This is a genomic window from Arthrobacter sp. 05T47 (assembly GCF_056395825.1).
This window is the reverse complement of sequence record NZ_JBFTKG010000014.1, coordinates 1-20,661: the sequence shown is the minus strand read 5'-3', so window position 1 is coordinate 20,661 and position 20,661 is coordinate 1. Positions and strand designations below refer to the sequence as shown.

General features: G+C 64.8%; 19 protein-coding genes. 16 read left to right on the top strand and 3 right to left on the bottom strand.

Annotation, left to right across the window (positions count from 1 at the left end):
* Nucleotides 1-5: 5 nt before the first annotated feature.
* The 3 genes from AC1DEY_RS11665 (at nt 6) to AC1DEY_RS11655 (ending at nt 5,578) form a co-directional block, all read left to right on the top strand.
* Nucleotides 6-2,060 (top strand): hydantoinase/oxoprolinase family protein, encoded by a 2,055-nt coding sequence (locus AC1DEY_RS11665; protein ID WP_476868071.1) that lies wholly within the window; start codon nt 6-8, stop codon nt 2,058-2,060.
* A gap of 2 nt (nt 2,061-2,062) precedes the next feature.
* Complete coding sequence (locus tag AC1DEY_RS11660; protein WP_476868070.1) at nt 2,063-4,069, top strand: hydantoinase B/oxoprolinase family protein; 2,007 nt, start codon at nt 2,063-2,065, stop codon at nt 4,067-4,069.
* A gap of 126 nt (nt 4,070-4,195) precedes the next feature.
* Nucleotides 4,196-5,578, top strand: coding sequence for a purine-cytosine permease family protein (locus AC1DEY_RS11655; protein ID WP_476868069.1), 1,383 nt, complete (start codon nt 4,196-4,198; stop codon nt 5,576-5,578).
* A gap of 885 nt (nt 5,579-6,463) precedes the next feature.
* Here the strand turns inward: AC1DEY_RS11655 and AC1DEY_RS11650 are convergent.
* Nucleotides 6,464-7,978, bottom strand: a complete 1,515-nt coding sequence (locus AC1DEY_RS11650; protein ID WP_476868068.1) for an FAD-dependent monooxygenase — start codon at nt 7,976-7,978, stop codon at nt 6,464-6,466.
* Nucleotides 7,979-8,193: 215 nt separating this feature from the next.
* Between AC1DEY_RS11650 and AC1DEY_RS11645 the strand changes: the two genes are divergently transcribed.
* The 8 genes from AC1DEY_RS11645 (at nt 8,194) to AC1DEY_RS11610 (ending at nt 14,022) form a co-directional block, all read left to right on the top strand.
* On the top strand, nt 8,194-8,784 hold the full coding sequence (locus tag AC1DEY_RS11645; RefSeq protein ID WP_476868067.1) for a dihydrofolate reductase family protein: 591 nt from the start codon (nt 8,194-8,196) through the stop codon (nt 8,782-8,784).
* 219 nt (nt 8,785-9,003) lie between these two features.
* Nucleotides 9,004-9,423 (top strand): hypothetical protein, encoded by a 420-nt coding sequence (locus tag AC1DEY_RS11640; RefSeq protein WP_476868066.1) that lies wholly within the window; start codon nt 9,004-9,006, stop codon nt 9,421-9,423.
* 405 nt (nt 9,424-9,828) lie between these two features.
* On the top strand, nt 9,829-10,260 hold the full coding sequence (locus tag AC1DEY_RS11635; RefSeq protein ID WP_441411020.1) for a LexA family protein: 432 nt from the start codon (nt 9,829-9,831) through the stop codon (nt 10,258-10,260).
* Nucleotides 10,261-10,284: 24 nt separating this feature from the next.
* Nucleotides 10,285-11,583: a Y-family DNA polymerase gene (locus AC1DEY_RS11630; protein WP_476868065.1), complete on the top strand. Its 1,299-nt coding sequence runs from the start codon at nt 10,285-10,287 to the stop codon at nt 11,581-11,583.
* A gap of 39 nt (nt 11,584-11,622) precedes the next feature.
* Nucleotides 11,623-11,943: a hypothetical protein gene (locus AC1DEY_RS11625; protein WP_476868064.1), complete on the top strand. Its 321-nt coding sequence runs from the start codon at nt 11,623-11,625 to the stop codon at nt 11,941-11,943.
* Between the two features lie 243 nt (nt 11,944-12,186).
* Nucleotides 12,187-12,330: a hypothetical protein gene (locus AC1DEY_RS11620; RefSeq protein ID WP_476868063.1), complete on the top strand. Its 144-nt coding sequence runs from the start codon at nt 12,187-12,189 to the stop codon at nt 12,328-12,330.
* A gap of 510 nt (nt 12,331-12,840) precedes the next feature.
* Nucleotides 12,841-13,452 carry a VOC family protein gene (locus tag AC1DEY_RS11615; RefSeq protein ID WP_476868062.1) on the top strand — a complete coding sequence of 204 codons (612 nt, stop codon included), beginning with the start codon at nt 12,841-12,843 and terminating at the stop codon, nt 13,450-13,452.
* Between the two features lie 99 nt (nt 13,453-13,551).
* Complete coding sequence (locus tag AC1DEY_RS11610) at nt 13,552-14,022, top strand: group II truncated hemoglobin (protein WP_476868061.1); 471 nt, start codon at nt 13,552-13,554, stop codon at nt 14,020-14,022.
* Nucleotides 14,023-14,061: 39 nt separating this feature from the next.
* Here the strand turns inward: AC1DEY_RS11610 and AC1DEY_RS11605 are convergent, their stop codons facing one another.
* Nucleotides 14,062-14,979: a helix-turn-helix transcriptional regulator gene (locus AC1DEY_RS11605; protein WP_476868060.1), complete on the bottom strand. Its 918-nt coding sequence runs from the start codon at nt 14,977-14,979 to the stop codon at nt 14,062-14,064.
* Nucleotides 14,980-15,133: 154 nt separating this feature from the next.
* On the opposite strand from AC1DEY_RS11605, the gene AC1DEY_RS11600 reads away from it, so the two are divergent.
* The 3 genes from AC1DEY_RS11600 to AC1DEY_RS11590 all read left to right on the top strand — a co-directional run bounded on the left by AC1DEY_RS11600 (nt 15,134) and on the right by AC1DEY_RS11590 (nt 17,717).
* Complete coding sequence (locus AC1DEY_RS11600; RefSeq protein WP_476868059.1) at nt 15,134-15,544, top strand: (R)-mandelonitrile lyase; 411 nt, start codon at nt 15,134-15,136, stop codon at nt 15,542-15,544.
* Between the two features lie 24 nt (nt 15,545-15,568).
* On the top strand, nt 15,569-16,426 hold the full coding sequence (locus AC1DEY_RS11595; RefSeq protein WP_476868058.1) for an aldo/keto reductase: 858 nt from the start codon (nt 15,569-15,571) through the stop codon (nt 16,424-16,426).
* A gap of 349 nt (nt 16,427-16,775) precedes the next feature.
* Nucleotides 16,776-17,717, top strand: coding sequence for a C2 family cysteine protease (locus AC1DEY_RS11590; protein ID WP_476868057.1), 942 nt, complete (start codon nt 16,776-16,778; stop codon nt 17,715-17,717).
* A gap of 47 nt (nt 17,718-17,764) precedes the next feature.
* Here the strand turns inward: AC1DEY_RS11590 and AC1DEY_RS11585 are convergent, their stop codons facing one another.
* The gene (locus tag AC1DEY_RS11585) at nt 17,765-18,349 is read right to left on the bottom strand and encodes a helix-turn-helix domain-containing protein (protein WP_476868056.1); all 585 of its coding nucleotides are present in this window, start codon (nt 18,347-18,349) and stop codon (nt 17,765-17,767) included.
* Nucleotides 18,350-18,471: 122 nt separating this feature from the next.
* Between AC1DEY_RS11585 and AC1DEY_RS11580 the strand changes: the two genes are divergently transcribed.
* Complete coding sequence (locus AC1DEY_RS11580; protein ID WP_476868055.1) at nt 18,472-19,533, top strand: NAD(P)/FAD-dependent oxidoreductase; 1,062 nt, start codon at nt 18,472-18,474, stop codon at nt 19,531-19,533.
* Nucleotides 19,534-19,546: 13 nt separating this feature from the next.
* Nucleotides 19,547-20,386: a class I SAM-dependent methyltransferase gene (locus AC1DEY_RS11575; RefSeq protein WP_476868054.1), complete on the top strand. Its 840-nt coding sequence runs from the start codon at nt 19,547-19,549 to the stop codon at nt 20,384-20,386.
* The last annotated feature ends 275 nt before the right edge of the window (nt 20,387-20,661 follow it).

Here is a 20,661-nt window from a genome sequence, read left to right as displayed (position 1 = left end):
CAAAGATGTCCAATGTTAGAGTCGCCGTCGACGTCGGGGGCACATTTACTGACGTCTGCATTTTCGATGAAGAAACGCAACGCATGCGTGTCACCAAGGTCCCGTCAACCCCGGCCGACCCCATGCTGGCGATCCTGAGTGGCGTGGAACGCGCCGATATCAATCTGGCGGACGTCTCACTGTTCTCACACGGCACCACCGTAGCAACGAACGCCCTGATTACCCGGAACTTTCCTCCCGCAGCCATGGTCACGACGAAGGGGTTCCGGGACGTCATCGAAATCCGGGACGGTACGAAGGACGATCTTTGGGACGCGTACAACGACGTAAGCGGCCCCTATATCCGCCGGCGCGACAGGTTCGAAGTGACGGAGCGTATTGACTACGCAGGCAACATCGTCGCTCCCCTTGACGAGGAGGAAGCCCGCCGCCTGGCCGCGGTGCTCCGTAAACGCGGCGTCACCACCATCGCTGTTTGCTTTATCAACTCCTACGCCAACGCCGAGCATGAAATCCGGATGCGGAAAATCCTGGAGGAGGAACTTCCGGAAGCCACGGTCTCCACCTCGGCCGAAATCCTGCCCGAAATCTTCGAGCACGACCGCTTCAATACCGCCGTCTCCAACGCCGTACTGGGACCCCTGGTGTCCGGCTATGTCAGCCGTCTCGCCGAAGAGCTCAAAACCGGCGGTTACGACGGCGATCTGCTGCTCCTGCACTCCGGCGGTGGTTCCATGACTCCGCGCATGGTCAAGCGCTACCCTGTCCGCCTCGCAGCATCCGGCATCGCGGCCGGCGCCATCGCGGCCAAGCACGTCGCCCAGCAGTGTGGCTTCGAAAACGCGGTGGGCCTGGACATGGGCGGCACGTCCACCGATATTGCCCTTGTCTCCGACGGCGAGCTCCGCATCACCAAGGAATGGCAGGTGGAATACGGCCACCCGATCGTGTTCCCCAGCATCGAGGTTCTGACCATCGGCGCCGGCGGCGGCTCGATTGCGCACATTGACATTGCCGGTTCGCTGCGCAACGGCCCGCAGTCCGCGGGCGCCGATCCCGGACCCGCCTGCTACAACATGGGCGGCGAAGAGCCGACCAACTGCGACGCCAACGTGGTCCTGAACAGGCTCGGATCCACCCTGGCCGGCGGCGCGAAGACGTTGGACCGCGGACTCTCGCAGGCTGCCATCAAGCGTGCCATTGCCGAACCGTTGGACATGAGCGAAGCGGAGGCCGCCCACGCCATCCTCCAAGTCGCCAACGCCAATATGGCCGACGCCGTCCGCCTGATCTCCATCCGCCGCGGCTATGACCCCCGGGACTTCGCGCTGATCGCCTTCGGGGGCGCGGGCGCCCTGCACGGCGCGGAGGTGGCCAGGGAACTGAACATTCCCACCGTCGTCGTACCGCCCAACCCCGGCGTCACGTCCGCCCTGGGGTGCCTCCTGGTGGACATCAGGCACGACCTGTCCGCGATGTACACGGCCGTTGCCGCGGACGCGGATCCGGAGGATCTGGAGAGCAAGTACAGGGCCCTCGAAACGGAAGCCACCGCCCGGCTCCGCCACGAAGGCGTGTCGGAAGAAAATTCGGTCCTGCAGCGGATTATCTCCATGCGCTACCAGGGACAGTGGCGCTCGCTGGCCGTAAATATGGGAACCGGCGAAGGTGCTCTGGAAGAAGCTATCCAGAGCTTCCACCAGCAGCACGAGCGCGAATTTGCGTTCCGCCAGGATGACCAGCCCGTGGAGATTTACCAGCTGCAGCTGTCCGCTGTGGGCAAGACGCCCAAGCCCTCCTTCGCCCCGGCGACGGAGTGGGTCTCCGAGCCCGGCGAACCCGATTCTGTCCGGCCGGTGTACTTCGGCGAGGACGGCTGGGTCGACACCCCGGTCTACGACCGGACCAGGCTCGGCGCCGGCGCGAAGTTCCACGGACCCGCCATCATCGACCAGCTTGACTCAACGACAGTTGTGCCKCCGCGCACCATCGCCGAGATCGACGAGTGGCTCAACATCCGGATCCACCTCACCGAGTTCAACGACGAGCAGGAAGCCTAATCATGACCGACGTGATCACCATGCCAGATCTCCGTGTCGCACACGCCGGCGCACGGCAGGCCTCAGGCCTTGACCCCGTGACCTTCGAAGTGCTGAAAAACGCCTTTGTCACCAGCGTCGACCTGATGAGCGAGCAGATTCTGAGGACCTGCTACTCCTTCGTTATCTACTCCCGCGACTTCTCCTCCGCCCTCTGTGACGCCAACGGAAACACCGTCATGCAAGGCAGCGGCGACATCGCCGTCCACGTCGGTACCCTGCATTTCCAATGCAAGGCCGTCATCGATGAATTCGGAAGCGACATCCACCCAGGCGACGTGTTCGCCATCAACGACCCCTACCGGGGCGGCACGCACTTCAACGACGTCAGCTTCATCCGGCCGATCTTCTCCGACGGGGAGGTGATCGCCTTCGCCCAGAACAAGGGCCACTGGGCTGATATTGGCGGTAACGTTCCGGGCTCGTTCGATGTCAACGCCAAGGAGCACTTCGGTGAAGGCCTGCGGATCACACCGGTCAGGATCTGGAGCAAGGGCGTCTTCCTTCACGACGTCGCCCAACTCCTGGTGTCAAACACCCGGGCACCGCGCCAGGCGATGGGCGACCTCCACGCCCAGTCAGAAGCGACCGCCGTCTGTGAGCGTGAAATCCACCGTCTTGTGGCCAAGTATTCGAAAACCACGGTTGTCGCCGCGATGCAGGAAACCCAGGACTACGTCGAAAGAATCGTTCGACGTCGGCTCGAGCACCTGCCGCAGGGACAGTGGGAAACCACCGATTACATCGACTTCGATCCCGGCAAGGGCGAGGGCCTGGTGCCCATCAAGATCAAGCTGACCCTGGATGGCAAGGGCATCCACTACGACCTGACCGGTTCCGCGCCCGCCGTGGAAACCTTCCTTAACTCCGGTTACGGCACCACTCACTCCGCCATCTATGCCGGCACCAAGACGTTCTTCCCGGACGTTCCGCTGAACTCGGGCTTCTACGCCGCCGTGGATGCGGAAATCGGGCCGGAAGGCACCGTGGTCAATGCCGGTTGGCCTTACGCGGTCACCGGGTTTTGCTCCGGTCCCTACGAAAAGCTGATGAACGGGATCTTCGAGCTGTGGTCCCGGATCATGCCCGAGCGCGCCATGGCATGTGCATTCAACCTCGAGTACCTCCTGGTGGGCGGCCGCGATGGCCGCACCGACGACAACCCCTACTTCATGTGGTACGACTGGATGGCCGGCGGCTGGGGTGGCCGAGCGAGCAAAGATGGGGCGAGTGCCACCGCCCCTGTCTTTGGCCCGGGCCTGGCAGTACAACCCATAGAAGGCCAGGAGCGGCTCTCACCGGTCCTCACGACCGTCCACCAAATTGGAACCGATTCCGGAGGGCCCGGCAGATTCCGTGGCGGCCTGGGAATCGAGAAGGGCGGCATGCTCGTAGACGCGACGAAAACGGTCATGAGCTACTGCTGCGACCGCGCACGTTCCATCACCTGGGGAATAGAGGGCGGGTTGCCATCTATCCCTCATGGAGTCTGGATGAACAAGGACACCGATCAGGAGAAATTCCTCGGCTCCAACTTCTCGGCGGTTCCTCTCCACTCCGGGGACTCGTTCACACGCCCGTCCGCAGGTGGCGGCGGTTACGGCGATCCCTTGGACCGCCCCTTTGACGAAGTCCTCGAAGACGTCATCGACGAGTACGTGTCAATCGAACGGGCAGCAAAGGACTACGGCGTCGTCATCCGCGAAATCGACCGCGAACTGGACCAGTTCGAGATTGACCACGCAGCCAGCGCCGAGCTGCGCCAGCAGATCCGCACCGACCGCCACGCGTGGCTGACTGCCGATCCGGTCGCCGTCGCGGAGAAGTACCGCGCCGGAGCGGTGGACATGCTCGACGTGATCCGCCGCCATGGCGTCATCCTGGACTGGGGCACCGGCGAACTGTTCCCGGAAACCACCTCAGAGTTCCGCAAGAGCATGCAGAAGCGTTCCTCGTCCCACTGGCATTAGGCACATTCTGGCCCAACACCGGGTGCGCCGATGCTTGCGTCGGCGCACCCGGCTGGTAATATCCGCCCGTGGTCCAAGCCGTCACCATTCCCTCTTCCCCCGCGTCCTTGCCCTGAAGGAGCATCAATGTCAGTTACACCTGGTCAGGCGGCAACATACTCGTCGTATGTTCTCCCACCACAGCAAAAAGTCCGCCGCTGGTCCCTCACCATGGCATGGTGGGCTTTGTTCTCCGCCATGTTCTGGATTTACATCGCGGTCGCGTCAGCGGGCGCAGTCGGCGTACCCAATACGATCATCGGCATGATCCTGACGGTCGCCACCTACGGCGTCATCAACATGGTGCTMACCAAGTTTGCTGCCAGGACCGGCCTATCCGTTGAGCAGTTCTCCCGCACCCTCTTTGGACTGATCGGTTCAGCCTTGGCTACCTTGATCTTCGCCGCAACGGCCATCTACTACGCGGTCTTTGAAGGTTCAATYATCGCAGTCGCCCTCGAGAGCTTCTTCGGCGGATCAAGGATCATGTGGTACGCCATTGTCGTCGCCTACGCCATCCCCCTTGTTGCCGGCGGAGTCCAAAACTGGCTGGACAAGCTCAACGGTTTCCTCCTGCCCCTGTACTTCGCAGGCCTAGTGGCCGTTGTGGTCGCCGCGACCGTTATCCGCGGCGTGCCCACTGACTGGATCGGGCAGGCGGCAGCTGCCTCGCCGACGCCTGGCTGGGTGACGTCCTACCTTATCTACATGGGTGTTTGGGTCATGATGATGTACACGTTCGACTATGCCCGCCTCGGGCGGCAGCGGGACGAAAAATTCCACGCCACCGTGAGTTTCGGCTGGGTGTTCTACGCGTTCACTTTCGGACTGAACGGACTCGTCGGCATTTACATCATGAGCGCCTGGGGCCTCGAGGCCACGGAAACCGGAGTGGTCCAGGCTTTCATTTCCTCCCTGGGCTTCTTCGGGCTGCTGGTCATCTTCATCTCCCAGACGCGCATCAATACAGCCAACTACTACTTGGCATCCCTGAACCTGGGCGCATTCATGGAGCGAGCCTTCAGCCTCCGCCTCCCCCGCTTCGTCTGGGTCCTCGCCTCCGGCGCCATTGCCTTCCTATTCATGCTGACCGACGTGCTCTCCTACCTCCTAAAAGCCTTGGCATGGCAGGGCGTCTTCGTCACCGCCTGGGTCGCCGTCGCCCTTGTCTACATTGCCCTCCACCGCAACACCCTGGGCAGCACCCTTCCCGAGGTCCGGCCCGAGAAACTCAAGCCCATCTCCGCCGGCGCAGTGGCGTGGCTCGTGGCCTCAGGGACCGGCATTTTCCTCACCGAGCAGACCGCTAGTCCCCTGGCGGCCCAGTTCGCGCCGGTCATCACAGTCGCATTGGCCGGGGGCCTGTACTATGCCGCACACCGCCTGCAGGCACCGCCCGCCATCAGCGCCGCAGAGGCTGAGGGACTGACAGCCTCACCTCACCACGAAAAGGCCGCAGCACAGCTCTAACCCGTTCCATGGTCCCGCTTCGCCGTCGCTTGCTGCCGGCGAAGCGGGACACACGCTTTTTCCACGCCGAGGATCACGACGCCGGTCGCCGCGCTCTCAGAACTCATTCCGCACACTGGACGGCGATCTCAACGAATGCAACTCGCTCCGCTACGGCGGCAGACCCGGGGGTTCGGCGTCGGTCCCGGCAGGTGAGATGCGCGCGGCACGAACCTTGGCTTTGCCCCGCACCTAACCATTCTGACGAATTCCTACTGTTGAAACATGAAAACAAGAGCAGCTCTCGCACTGTCCCTCACCGGCATCCTTCTCACCGGATCCGCCGCTCTCGCCGGAAACTCGCAAACGCCCAGCAGATCCCATCCGGGCATCAGCGACGACGTCAAGAATGTCCTTGTCACGGACGATTCTGTCACCGGAACCCCCGCCCCTTCCCGAGCCACAAGCGTAGCTAATGCAGTACCGGAGGTGGCTGCCAAGGCCAGCGACGATAAGAACGTGTCAGCGGCCAAGAAGGCCGTCAGTCCCGCCGAACCAGGCGATGACAACGGCGGGCGGACCACTGCTCGAACGATCCCCGGCACCACCTTTACGTCACAACCGGGCGATGACAACGGCGGTATACGGACGACACGGGAACCTTGGGATGACAACGGTGGTCCCCGGTCGGACCCGGCGCCGCGGGCCGCCCAAGCCAGCGATGACAAGGGCGGACTCCGGAAGACGTCTGAACCGGGAGGTGACAGCSGTGGGCATGGTGGCCACGGCGGTGACGACTGAACCWTGACCTGGTTAGCCATCCGCATCCCTGCAGCTCCCAGCGGTACAGGCCGCCACCCYACGTAACCGGCGGCGGGCGGGGCCGRCKCCACAGTGGCAGAGTGCCTACGCCACGGCAGRSGCTCCGAACCAGGYTCTCAGTGCGTCAGCGAGCCCCGCCTCGGTGCGCTCCCCCACCCAGGCCACATAGCCGTCGGGCCGAATCAGCACACCGGTGGGAGCCGGGATTTCCCCGAGCACCGGAAGCTCCCACCGGCCACCGTATTCAGCATCGATCRGCCGCACCCGATCCGGCAGCGGAAYAGCGTCGAACGCCCCGGGCGCACCGAGGTTGAGCAGGAGCGGCCGGGCATCATGGAGCAGGGSGAAGAGCCGCAGGGTGCCGTCCGGGGCGACCAGGTCGAGATCGGGCATGCGGCGGCCGAGCAGCGGGTGACCTTCGCCGGCGTCGTAATGGCCGACGTCGTAATGGACATCCAGACCGGACTGCATCGCGGCGAAGCGTTTGCGCGGCTCCTCCATGCTGAGGAGCTCGGCCAGGACCTCGCCGACGGCCTTGATCCGGTCATCCGCGCGGCGAAGCGCCGTCTGCGCCATCGTGTTGCGCAGCACGCGGGCAGCYACCGGGTGACGCTCGGCGTGGTAGGTGTCCAGGAGRCTGTCCGGGGCTGTCCGGTTAACCACCWGGGCCAGCTTCCATCCCAGATTCACTGCATCCTGCACACCGATGTTGAGGCCCTGCCCRCCGTCCGGGGCGTGCACGTGCGCAGCGTCGCCMGCCAGGAGGACCCGCCYGTCACGGTACGCGGCCGCCTGCCGGGTCATGTCCGTGAACCTGGAAATCCAGGTGGGGCTGTGGGCCCCATAATCAGTCCCGCAGACGGCGATGAGGGCGTCGCTGAGGTCGCGCAGGGTGGGTTGTGTCGCGGGTCCGACGTGTTCTTCGGTCACCATTACCCCCACCGGGCCGCCTTCCTTGTAGACCACCTGCCCGTCGTGGATCTCGTACTCCAGCTTGCCGAAGGAATGAATGCCAAAGGGATTGCGGTGGACGCCTAGTTCCGGTTCCTCCACCATTTCGACCTCGGCGATCAGGCTGCTGGTCGTCGGATCCCACCCGGGAAAATCGATACCGGCCGCCTTGCGGACCAGGCTGCGGCCGCCGTCGCACCCGGCGACGTATTCCGCCCGCAGCGACTGGCCGTCAGAGAGTTCGACGTCGACGCCGGCGCCGTCCTGCGCGATCCCCACGACTTCGCGTCCGCGGTAGATCGTCACGGCCAGTTCGTCGACCCAGCCGGCCAGTATGCGTTCGATGTGTTTCTGCCACAGCCCGAGCCCGTAGGGGTGCCGGGTGGGAAAGTCGCTGATGTCCAATCGGTTGGAGGCGAACCCTGCGACCTGGGCCACCTGTCCCTCCGAGAGGAACCGAYCGGCGATTCCRCGCTGGTCGAGGACCTCGATRGTGCGGGAGTGCAGACCGCCGGCGCGSGCGCCCGGGAGGTCCTGGTCGGCGCGCCGCTCGACAATGGCGACGTCGACRCCCGCGAGCGCCAGCTCACCCGCCAACATCAGYCCTGTCGGGCCTCCTCCGACGATCACCACCGCATGCTCRATCATTTCGYTTCTCCCGTTCCGTAGGTTCTGGCCACTGGCGATTATGCGGCACCACCGGGGSCTTGCCACAAGCCCSGGGGCGGAGGATAGATTGGAAATGGAAGCAGTACGGCCTGGCGCCGCTCTGCCCGGCCAGGACGGCYTGSGCGGGGCACGACGGCGACAACTGCGGGGCTCCGGCCGGACTAGAACCGCCACGGTGATGGCATGATGGGCCCATGAGCCAAGTCACGTGCGATCTGACCATCTCCCTTGACGGATTCGTTGCCGGCCCGAACCAAAGCCTGGCGGCCCCMTTGGGCGAGGGCGGCGAGCGCCTGCACCGATGGCAGTTTGAAGAACCCGAGGCCAACGCGGCCGCGCGCGAAGGCATCCTCGCGGCCGGCGCCTACATCATGGGACGGAACATGTTCGCGGGCCCCGGGCCGTGGGATGAACAATGGCGGGGATGGTGGGGTGAAGAGCCTCCCTATCACGCGCCCGTATTCGTCCTCACCCATCATCCGCGCGAGCCCCTGCAGATGCAGGGCGGCACTACGTTCAGCTTCGTGACCGATGGGATCGAATCTGCGCTGGCCCAGGCGCGGTTGGCCGCCGGCAGCAAGGACGTGGCCATTGCCGGAGGGGCGGATATCGTTCGCCAGTACCTCTCGGCCGGGCTGATCGACGAGCTGCGGCTCCACATCGCGCCGATGGTCCTGGGAGCGGGYGAGCGGCTGCTCGACGGCGTCGGCAACCTCAAGCTTGAACCGACGGAAGTGAGCGGTACCGGCCTCGTAACCCAYGTGCGGTATCGGGTCCTCSGCTGAAACGCTGAAGCCTGAAGCCTCCAGGAACTGACCCCGGCGTGGGAAAGCGGAATCGACGCCGTCACCGTGTTGCCGTACGAGGGGTACTTCGCACAGCGACTGRGCCGGCGGCACCTCGTTGTGTCGGCCGCAACCAGGAAYAGCACTGRGTACTACGGCACGGCGCTAAGAGAAAGCACACCGTAGGGCTGTTGGTTCGCTTCTRGTTAGGATGAGCCRGTGAAAGCACTTCCAGTCCTCCTCGCCGCCACCCTGGCCGCTGTCTTGTCCGGCTGCACCGTCGCGGCGAACGAGGCTCCCTGCCSGAACTTCGAAACGGCCTACAACTCGGTCGATCTGGGRGCCCAGGCAGGGCCCCTGGAATCCGGCGGAACTTCCTACGGAGCCGCCCTAAAGCTCCTTGCCGACAAGACTGAACCAGACGCCCGGAATGTGGCATTGGGCGAAGTCCAGAGGTACATGATGGCAGTCGTGATCGGACAGGTCAGGTATGACGACGCCGGCACCAGCCGCGCAAACGGTGASTACACCATCTCTGATGTYCGSGCCGAACTCAGCGAATCCTTCGCTGGCCTGGCCAAGGCCTGCAAAGACTCYGGCTACCCGATCGAGCTCAAGCCGGAACACCCCGCTCCCTGACGCCGGCAGCCGAGCCGAGCCGTGGAGGCCTCTCGGTCACCGTCCGCGCTAGGGTGCTTCGGGCATGAGGATGGTAATTCCAGCGGACCCTTTGGGACCCTCGTTAGACGGCGAGCCGGTGCCACCGTTGACCATCCACCGGGCACCGCTCTCCAAGATCGCTTTGTGTCCGGCACAGACAGGCGCTTCCAGGTTGGAACCGGGCATCAGCCGAAAGAGGGCCGTCGGAGTCTCGGGACAGCGCAGCACAGAGCATGTGGTCATGCTGGTGATGCTACTGAAGGGATGGGCGATCTGGAGTCCGGATCCCCTCCTTCAGCGGTAGCAGTGCCGCGAGGAAGGTCTTTTGTCGGACCGGGCGGATACACTGAATGCATCGAACATATATTCGAATAAGGGTGTGTTGTGGGCGTTGTTGTCGGTCCCCGCGTAATAGACGCGGGCATGTCGCTGCTGTCGGTGCTGATCTCCCCGGTCCCGGTCGCGGCAGGGTACCCGTCGCCCGCGCAGGACTACTTTGATGGGCGGATCGACCTGAACGAGCATTTGATCAAGGACATCACCAGCACGTACGTCGTGCGCGTGTCCGGGGACTCGATGGAAGGTGCCGGGATCAGCGACGGCGATGAACTGATCGTGAACCGGGCCCTGGAACCCAAGGACGGGTCCGTTGTCATTGCCGTCCTGGACGGGGAGCTGACCATCAAGCGGCTGAGGGTCACGGCCGCCGGCGTCGTGCTGCAGGCGGAGAATCCGGCGTACCCGGACATCCGGGTCCCGTCGGTCGCGGACCTGGTCATCTGGGGCGTCGCGACCCGGTGCCTGCACCATGTCTGAGGCACGCGATGCCTGAGGAGAACCATGTCTAAGCCCGCTACGATGCGCCGCATGCCCCAGATCGCACACGTGGATGTGAACTGCTTTTATGCCTCGGCCGAGCGGGCGTTCGACCCGTCCCTGGAGGGCCGGCCCGTCGTCGTGCTGTCCAATAATGACGGCTGCGCCGTCACCCGGTCCCCGGAAGCCAAGGCCCTCRGCATCCCCCTGGGGGAGCCCTGGTTCAAAATCGCCCCACGGGCCAAGGAGTGGGGACTCGTCGCCCTCTCCAGCAACTACGAGCTCTACGGCGACATCAGCGCCCGGGTGATGGAACTGCTCGGCCGCTACTCGGCATGGCTGGAGGTCTACAGCATTGACGAGGCCTTCCTCGGCGTCAAAGGCRCCCCGGGTGAACTCATCGCCCTGGGGCGGACCATGAAGGCCGCCGTGCGCCGCAACGTCGGCGTACCGGTCTGCGTGGGGGTCGCCGGGACCAAGACCCTGGCAAAACTGGCCAACAAATGGGCGAAACACAACCCGGCCTTCGACGGCGTCTGCCACTGGGACTCCGTACCCGCCGCCGACAGGGAATCCCTGATGCGGCGCCTGTCCGTAATCGAGATCTGGGGTGTCGCCACCCGACTGACCAAACGGCTCAACGGCCAGGGCATCCATTCCATCTTTGACCTGTCCCGGGCCGATCCTGTCACGATCCGGGATCGCTTCTCCGTGGTCATGATGCGCACCGTCCTGGAACTGCAAGGCACCCCCTGCATCCCGATGGAGGAGGAACGGATCGGCCGCGACCAGCTCATCTTCTCCCGCTCCTTCGCCACGCCCATCACCACCGAGGCCAGCATGCGGCAGGTCCTGAGCGTCTACGGCCAGCAGGCTTCGGCGCGGCTGGCCAAGCACGGCCTCCAGGCCAAAGTCCTCACCGCGTTCGCCGGCACYTCACACTTCAACCCGAAAGACACCTCCTACCCCTCGGTCTGCGTTCCGCTGCCGATGCCCACCGCGGACCCAGTTCTGCTCACCAAGGCCGCCCACGCCCTMCTCCCCCASATCCACGAAGGCATCAGGTACGCGAGRGCCGGCATTATGGTCACCGACCTGCGGCCCACCGGCAACCAGGCACCGCTGGCCCTGTTCGAGAACCCGCACGAGGAACGCCGCATCGGAACCCTCTTAGAGGACGTGACCCGACGCTACGGCCGCGGCTCCATCGGCCTCGGCCACGCCGGAATACGGGCCGGACCGGACTGGACCATGAAAAGGGACATGCTCTCCCCCCGCTACACCACCCGCTGGGACGAACTCCTCCTCGTCAAAGCCGCATAAACAAAACCGCACCGCCGCACCACGAAAGAACACCGCCACATGACCCTCGCGCCCAACGCCMCCGCAAAGACCCCCGGCCTGCAGGTCCGAACAGACCCGACCGGCAAACCCCTCGCCATCCGGCACAACGGACAGATCTGGCTAGTCGATCCCGCCACGGAGTCCCATCACCTGCCCGGGCGGGACGCCCGGCGGACCACCCAACSCGRGGCARYAGCGCRCGGCGGCGAGCCGGACGGCGTCGAATGTTGGCGGGTCCACGCCCGCCTCGGTTCAACGACTGCCCTCCGGATCTTTACCCTCCGCCGCGAACGGACCTCCAACCAGTGGGGACTGGAARACATCAGCGACGGCGACTAGGCACCAGTGCAACTTGACCGCCAACCCATCAGTGATCAGACATGGACTGGGATTCGWAGCGAATTCACCCTTCCTGCCCTGGAGCAWGTYCGCCGCCGGCTCTCCGAGCTCATGGAAGACCCCGAGCCAGTCATGCGGCAGCTTGTCCGCGTTTWCATCGACGACGGCACGTTCTGCCCCGGMTTCCAGTTCCTCCCGGGAGGACAACTCCACCCGACCGTCGTTGAACTCTTTCACCGGGCGATGGAACGGCAGATCCCGCACAACTACTTCACCGTCTGGATGGTCACCCCATCCCGGGACCTGGCCGGAGCCCGCCCGGTTGACCTCCTGAAAGGCAGCCCCGCTCCCCTGCTTCGCGCACTGGGATCCAGCCGATGGAAGTAGTGATGACYATTGCAAAGCATGCTTAKCAATGTCTAGGGTGACCTTGGGAGGAGACTCGCCAGCGAACGCGGGCCCCCGGCAYACGCCWMTTGCCGGCTCTCCGACGGCCGGTTCCRCGSCCAGKCGCGGGCCGGCCTAGAGAGGAAGCGCCGACGATGCGGGCCCGGCAATCATTGCGGACSSTACMAAACTTGCCTATCGTAGTGCCATATAAGTGGCCCKGGGCAACCACTATCGGGGGCGGGCCATTGTTGCCTYGGCGACGATATCAAAGCAGGACCCCCACCTGAGCACGGAGAAGTGCAGGTGGGGGTCCTGTCCTTTGCCCCRGGCCGCCGRCCCGCAGGTCCGGGCGAAGACCCGCAGTGATTCCTGTGGAAGATGCGCAGATGCGCGGCCTTCTCKGTGGACGGATCCCACATTCGGATCGATCAGGATCTAAGAAGCAATCAGCCGGCCCGCGGCATAGTGTCAAGAGCATCACCAGTCCGCCTCACTGAAGGACCTGCCATGACCTCCATCGAATCAGTCACCCTCGAAGTAGATGACCCCGCGGCCGCCACCGCCTTCTACACCGCCGCCTTCGGACTGGGAACKCACGTGCGCGTGCGAGCCACCGACGCCCCGACCAGCGGGTTCCGTTCGTTCACACTGTCGCTCGTCGTGTCGCAGCCGTCCACCGTCAGCAGCCTGGTCGAGACCGCCGTCGCGGCTGGCGCCACGACGCTGAAGCCGGCCCAGAAATCGCTGTGGGGCTACGGCGGCGTCGTGCAGGATCCGGATGGCGCGATCTGGAAGGTCGCGACGTCGGCGAAGAAGGACACTGGCCCGGCCACCCGAAAGGTCGACCAGATCGTGCTCCTGATGGGAGCCGCCGACGTTGCTGCGAGCAAACGGTTTTACATTGACCAAGGCCTCGCCGTCGGGAAGAGCTTCGGCAAGTACGTCGAGTTCGCCATGCCGTCGAGTCCCATAARGCTGGGGCTCTACGGGCGCCGGGCGCTCGCCAAGGACGCCGGCGTCTCTCCCGAGGGCACCGGGTCGCACCGACTCGCGATCGGCAGCGACGCCGGCCCGTTCACGGACCCGGACGGGTTCGCCTGGGAGGGCGTTACGGCCTGAGCCAGGTGACGGCGTCGACGTCGTTACCCCGCCTGCCGATTCGCTGCCGCCTTTGGCGGCGTCCTTCCGCACACGGGCGCTGCGTGCGATCGTTACAGCATGCAGACCGTGTACGAGGCTGCCGGCGGCGACGGCTTTTTCCTGTCGCTGGCCGGCGCGTGGCATGTCAGGGTGCTGGCGGACGAGGTGGTTGGGCACGCTTTCAGCCATGGGTTCCATCCCGAGCACACGCGGCGGCTGGCMKCKTATTGGGCGGAGGCGTTGGGTGGCCCGACGACSTATTCGGACTCCTATGGCGATGAGACATCAGTGGTGCGGATGCACAGTGGCAACGGCCCGCACGAGGACATSGACCGCAGGGCGATCGYCTGCTTCGATCAAGCGCTGACAGACGTCGGGCTCACCGACGCYGACCCGCTMCGCAAGGCGCTCCACGACTACTTCGCTTGGGCGACCACCACCACGATGTCCCKGTACCAGCGCTCCGCAGATGACGTTCCGTTCGGCCTTGCCATCCGGCAGTGGTCTTGGGATGGGCCCGTCAGCAGGACGGGTCCAGGCGACTCCTGATCGCACAGGCGCCCGCTGCGGACGCGTCGGCGCTTATGGTCAGTCCCGTGGGTCGACGTCGGGCGGGCTGACCATTGCGGTGCGCGATTTTCCCGCCGCCGGACGGGTTGGGACCTCTTCCCCTGCGCTCCAGTTAACGAGGAAGTCGAGCTGTTCCTGGGCGTGGGAGCCGGGTTCTGCGGTGTAGGCGATGAGGGTCAGGCCCTCYCCGGGGAGTTCGAGTGCGTCGCCGGTGAGTTCGATGTCGCCGATCAGCGGGTTATGCAGTGTCTTGCGGGCCGAGCGGTGGAAGCGGACGTTGTGCCGYGCCCAGCGTGTCGAGAATTCCGTGCTTCCGGTGGCGAGGTCACCAATGAGGCTGTTSARGGCCCTGTCGCGCGGATTGCGGCCTGCTTCGGTGCGGAGGGCGGCTGCAAGGTCATCTGCGAGCGTCTCCCATTCGAGAAAGAAGTCTTTCGAGCGGGGGTCAAGGAACATGAAGCGGGCGAGATTCAGCGGCAGGTTCTCGGGGCTGAGGATCCCCGCGTAGAGGGCGAAGCAGAGGCTGTTGGCGGCGACAATGTCTCCGCGCGAGTTACGGACGTAGGCGGGCGTGCCCGTCATGCCGGCCAGGATRCGTTGAACACTGGGGCGCAGTTCTGCCCGCACYCGGCGCSTACCTGATTCCCGCGAGGGCGCCGCGGCCTTCGCCAGGTCGAGCAGGTGCGCCCGTTCAGCCTCATCGAGCTGGAGTGCGCCGGCGAGGGATTCGAGGACACTCTCGGAGACTCCCCGCAGGTTGCCCCGTTCGAGCCGGGCATAGTATTCGGTGCTGACGCCGGTCAGCATGGCCACTTCCTCGCGCTTGAGCCCCGCCACCCTCCTCGTGCCGCCGTAGTCCGGCAGCCCGGCCTGGGCCGGAGTGATGCGCGACCGCCGGCTCATCAGGAACTCGCGGACGTCTTGACTGTTCTCCATGACCTCAACGCTACGGCGGCCCGGCCCGGCCTAACAGGAACTGGCAGTACACCGCACGACAGGCACTGCCGCGCGCCGGAAATTGCTGGTTGTCTTGAATGCAGGGCAGCACGGCACTCAGCACCGGCTGACATCCGGGCAAAGGAAGGACGCAATGCAACTCATACCCACCACCCCAACGATCAAGGGCCCCAGCGACAGGTTCGCCGGWGACGTCTACCTCAACAMSCTTTACCAGGGTCAGGTTCCCTCCCGGTTAATGGCCGCGATGGTCCGCTTCACCCCGGGCGCCCGCACCAASTGGCACTCCCACCCCCTGGGCCAGACCCTGCACTGCACCGACGGGACCGGGATCATCGGCACCCGCGACGGCACTGTSATCGTCATGCAGCCCGGGGACACGGTCCACACCCCGCCCGGCGARGAACACTGGCACGGCGCCACCCGGGACTCCATGATGTGCCACCTGGCCCTGGTCGAACACCTCGACGGGGCGAGCGCCACCTGGCTGGAACCCGTCACGGACCMGKCCTACGAAGCCGCCCACACCCAAACCCGCCGATAACCACTGACGAATCAAAGGAATTTCATGAACAGCGTCACCCTCAACAACGGCGTCAAGATGCCGATCCTCGGCTTYGGCGTCTTCCAGATCCCCGACGCCGAAACCCAGGCCGCCGTYGAAGCAGCCCTCGCGGCCGGCTACCGGCAYCTGGACACGGCCGCCTCCTACCTCAACGAGGCCGCCGTCGGCGCCGCGATCAAGGCCAGCGGCATCGCCCGCGACGAGCTCTTCATCACCACCAAGCTCTGGATCCAGCATGCCCCCACCGGCAACGTCCAAGAGGACACCAGGCGCGCCTTCGAAAACTCCCTCAACCGGCTCGGACTGGACCACCTCGACCTCTACCTGATCCACCAACCCCTCGGSGACTACTACAGCGAGTGGCGGGCCATGCAGGACCTCCACAAGGAAGGCCTSGCCCGCGCGATCGGCGTGTCCAACTTCCACCCCGACCGCCTCGTGGACCTCATCGACCACAACGAGATCRTCCCGGCCGTCAACCAGATCGAGACCCACCCCTTCCACCAGCGCGCCACCGACCAGGAACTGATGCGCGAACGCGGCGTCCAGATCGAGTCCTGGGGACCCTTCGCCGAGGGAAAGAACCACCTCTTCACCAATCCGGTCCTCAGCGCCATCGCCGAAGCCCACGGCAAATCAGTCGCCCAGGTGGTGCTCCGCTGGCTCATCCAGCGCGAGGTCGTCGTCATCCCCAAGTCCGTGCGCCCSGARCGCATGGCCGAGAACCTCGACGTCTTCGGCTTCACCCTCACGGACGAGCAGATGAGCCAGATCACCACCCTGGACACCGGTGCCAGCCTCTTYTTCGACCACCGCGACCCCGCCATGGTCAGCTGGCTGGGCGGACGCCGAATCGYCTGAGATGRCTACCGGCCCAACGACCACTKGGMGGCAGGTCCTGCGACCAGCGGTCGCGTGTCCGGGCGCCGCCACGCTCCCAGACAGGGTCATAAAAGCTGCGCCCCGGGAGACCGTGCCTGCAGCCATTCCCGCGTAGGCTGCAGGCACGCAAGCCGTGAACTTGCTGTGACTTCCAGTGTTTTGGCTGTGAATCATCCGGCGTTCCTTGCGCGAGTCTGGTTGCCTGCGGCAAGCTGTTGATGACCTGAAGAATTGATCTTCATGGGGGTCCGACAGCAAGGGTGCCGTGGGACCTTGCCGTCGCGAAACCGCAGCCGGGCAGGAGCCCGCAGAACGGGAGGCACGTACCATGAACCGTGCACCATCCAGCCCGGCTAAAACTCGMGCCATCGTCATTTTCTCGATTGTTGCGGTGGTGGCAGTTCTGGGACTTGTTTTTATTTTCATTTCCCGGCCCGCCGTGACGCCGCCTCCCGGYGCTTCGTCGACTCCGGGCGCGACGTCCGCTCCGGGAGGGTCCGGGGTTTCGCTGAGCAATCCTGCAGTGTCCGGGCGCGCGACTTACCAGAAAGTCCCCAATCAGGTCCTGTACGCGCTCGACAGCGCCGGTAACCCGAATATCTCCGGGAACCTGACCAATATCAAGCAGGGCGACGCCGGCGATTGCTATTTCCTGGCAGCCTTGATGACAGTGGCCGCGCAATCGCCCGAAACCATTTTGAACATGGTCCGCGACAACGGCGACGGTACKTACACCATTTCGTTCCACAGCAAGTATGACGGCGTTCCCAATCCGGTGAGGGTGACGGTCAACGGCGACCTTCCATACCGCCGCGGCACTCCCTTCGAGAACGGCATCGAGAACATCGACGGCAAGAACGTTTCCTGGGCCGCAATTATCGAGAAAGGGTGGGCGGCCGTCAACGGCAACCACTACAACGGCATCGATGGCACCGATCTCAGCAACGCCCAGGATCACGATGTGCACAATGCCCTCTATGCCATCACCGGCAAAGAGGGCGTCGACCGCAATCCCGGGGGCCCCATGACGGGAGTGACCTTTGAGCAGATCCAGCAGGATTTCACGAACGGCCTGATAACCCTTGGGACCTCCAACGACAACGGCAAACTGGTGKCCGACCATTCCTACGCATTGCTGGGCGTGAATTCCTCCGACCAGACCGTSGTGGTGGGAGACCCGGAGGGCGGCCAGGAGACGCTGTCGTTCGAGACGTTCCAGTCCACRAACATCAACCAGTACATCGCCATYCCGACCTATCCCAAGGCCTGAACGCTGAAGGCATGACGGCCGTCCCTTCGCCCATCGGRCCACTTCAGCTATGAGGGCTTTGGCCGGGCGCGTACRTGCATCCGCTCRCCCTGCTGTCCAAAYAGACTGATGAACTCGACGGGTCTGCCGTCAGCGCTGGCGAACCAGTGCGGCGTRTGGGTGTCGAATTCCGCRGCTTCGCCGGGGCGAAGTTCAAAGTCCTTGTCGCCCAGAACCAGACGCAGTCGTCCGTTGAGGATGTACAGCCATTCGTAGCCTTCGTGAACGCGCGGGTCGGGCTCTGCCCCGCGGTCTTCACCGGCGAGCACCATCTTGAAGGCCTGCAATCCACCYGGCCGGCGCGTGAGGGGAACAGCCGTCATGCCGCCATGGGTGATGGGCCTGAGGTGAATTCTCGGATCCCCGGTGGGTGGGGCGCCGACCAGATCATCGAGGGGAACACCGTACAACCTCGCGAGGGGCAGCAGGATTTCGAGGTTTGGCCTGCGTTGGCCGGACTCGAGGCGGGACAGCGTGCTGATTGATACCCCGGATGCGGAGGACACCTCTCCAAGGGTGAGGTTKCGTTCCGCGCGCAGAGCCCGAAGCCGGGGACCGACCGCRCCGAGKACATCGTCMAGCTCATTTGCCATATCCMYACTTTGCCATAWCGGCAAATACATTTGTCAATCCTCGTGCATGCGGTGAAAGCTGGTGTGACCGCCCAAGGACGCTGGCGGCGAACTCTCAGGACTCGACGAAGGAAWAATCRGTAATGGACACCACACGGCATGACGTTGTCATTGTTGGCGGCGGCGCGGCGGGACTGAGCGCGGCCACGACGCTGGGCCGGGCGCTGCGCTCGGTACTGGTCATCGATTCCGGAACYCCACGCAACRCACCYGCGGCGGGTGTACACGGTTATCTTTCCAGGGACGGGATGAACCCCGGSGRGCTCCTGTCCGTCGGGCGCAGCGAAGTGCGCTCCTATGGAGGAACGGTCATTGGCGGCGAAGCCGTTTCGGCACGGCGAACCCCCGATGGGTTCGAGGTGGCCCTCGGAGATGGCCGCCGGTTCTCCGGCAGACGCCTCCTGGTCACCACTGGATTGACGGATGAGCTGCCGYCCATCGACGGGCTGCGGGAGCAATGGGGAAAGGGTGTTGTGCACTGCCCCYACTGCCATGGCTGGGAAATCCGSGGGCAACGGATTGGAGTGCTGGGCACGGGCCCGCTGTCCGTCCATCAGGCACTGTTGTTCAGGCAGTGGTCCCGGGATATCACMCTTTTCCTCAACGACACCGTGGAACCCACCGACGAGGAGTGGGASAAGCTCGCMGCCCGGTCCGTAACGGTCGTCGAGGGCGCYGTGGCTTCTGTTGACGCCGTCGATGGTGTCCTCACCGGGCTCACSCTCCGCCAGGGTTCGTCGTTCGACGTACAGGCSYTTGCTGTCGGAGCGCGRATGGAGGCMAGATCCACATTTCTGGAATCACTCGGGCTGACTTCTCARGTGCACCCSTCGGGGGCCGGACGGTTTATYGAGACCGACGCTATGGGTGCCACGGCMGTCCGCGGCGTGTATGCGGCGGGCAACGTCTCRAACTTGATGGCCCAGGTAATCACGGCGGCGGCAGAGGGTGTCATGACTGGCGCGGGAATCAAYGCCGACCTCATTGAAGAGGAAACCCGGTGGGCCGTCGAGGGCCACTTCGGCCCCTTCTCGGCCGCCGCGGAAGCCGCCGCCTCTCAKATCCTGCCGGGTCACCGACGCCACGGCGTTGATGATTGGCAGGAAGCCGCCGGCATGGGCCGTGCGGCCACAGTAGAACAGTAGARAGGTAACCGGCATGGATCACCAKCCCCACCGGACACGGGACAATAACCACCAGAACCACCAGCGATCTGGCGGTCATGASCAGCACCGYGTCCTCGATCTCGATGCCGAGGTGTTCGGCGACCACCTCGCGGCCGCCCTGGACTTGGCCCGGGTGCCAGTTGCGCGCAGCGTCGTTGACCTCGGCGCCGGCACCGGTGCAGGCAGTCGGCTGCTGCGCRGGCGGTACCCCGATGCTGCTGTGATGTGCGTCGACAACGACCCGCAGATGCTCARGCTGCTGCGCGGGCAAGGCTTCGCCGTGGTCGAGGCCGACCTCGACGACGGCTTACCCGCACTTCCCGGCCCCTTGACCACGGCGGATCCAGCGGCTGAAGCGCACATTGACCTGGTGTGGGCGTCCTCCTCACTCCACCACGTCGCCCACCCCTCGCGGCTCCTGTCGGGAGTCCGCCGGGCGCTGGCACCGGGCGGGATCCTGGTCGTCGTCGAGCTCGCCGCCCTGCCCCGCTTCCTCAGCGATCCGCGCGAAGCGCAGCTGGAGCAGCGCTGCCACACCGCCGCGGCGGCCGAGGGGTGGAACCATCACCCGAACTGGGCGCCGGTCATCGAGGTCGCCGGGTTCAGCGTCACCCAGTCCGAGGTGACGACAACCGCACCCGCGACCCCGGCTGCACGGGAGTATGCCCAGCAGTGGTTCGCGCGCTTCTCGCACCTGACCGCCCTGACCGCGGACGACCGTGACTCCGTGGAAGACCTGCTGGAACGGTTCCCCGACGACATCGAGCTGGAACCCCGCGCCACCCGGACCGTCTGGGTGGCCACCCCGGACCAGAACCAGCAGCTGCCCTGAACCAGCACGCCCCAAGGCAGAATCCGCACGCAGGAGAAGGGCCTGCTTTTCACGGCTCCACGCGACAACGGGCCCGCATTCTCCGCCGGTACCAGCGCTGTTCAAAGACCATGAACAACCCCAGAACGGCAATGTTGATGCCACAGATGACCACCGCAGTGACCAAAGACCCCCTGCACATCCCGTATTCCGGTGCCCGAATCTGACCTCGCCTGACAACAGCTGAATGTGGCCTTGCACGTTGCTAAAGGCCTTGTTTGGGTGGGAAACGACCA